The 510-nt window shown below is 72.4% G+C and carries 1 protein-coding gene; it reads left to right on the forward strand.

The window, feature by feature from the left end; translation table 11 throughout:
• Positions 1-510: ATP-binding cassette domain-containing protein (locus BGN97_RS12320; RefSeq protein WP_292702197.1), on the forward strand; the 510-nt coding region annotated here is incomplete at both ends.

A 510-nucleotide genomic window follows, 5' to 3' on the forward strand; every position in this document is an offset into this window, starting at 1 on the left:
TCCTCGGCATGCTGGACGCCCCCACGACCGGCACGGTGTCCTTCGCCGGCCGCGAGGTGCGGCGCATGAGGCCCGGGCGCCTGGACCGGCTGCGAGGAGACCACGTCGGGTTCGTGTTCCAGCAGTTCAACCTGCTGCCCGGCCGCACCGCACTGGACAACGTGATGATGCCGCTGGGCCATGCGAAGGACCGGCTGTTCTGGCAGCGGCGCCGGATCGCCGCCGACATGCTGGAGCGCGTCGGTCTCGGACATCGCGTCGAGCAGATCGCCGACCGGCTCTCCGGCGGCGAGCAGCAGCGCGTCGCCATCGCGCGGGCCCTGGTGCGCAGGCCGGTGCTGATCCTCGCCGACGAGCCCACGGGCGCCCTGGACATCGACACCGGTGCCAGCGTGATGGCGCTGCTGGACGAGGTGGCCACCGAGACGGATGCCGCACTGGTCACGATCACGCACGATCTGCACGTCGCAGCCCGCGCACGGCGGCACTACCGGCTCGACGGCGGGGTGC

The organism is Microbacterium sp. 69-10, from assembly GCF_001897945.1.
In the GTDB taxonomy this organism is placed as follows: domain Bacteria; phylum Actinomycetota; class Actinomycetes; order Actinomycetales; family Microbacteriaceae; genus Microbacterium.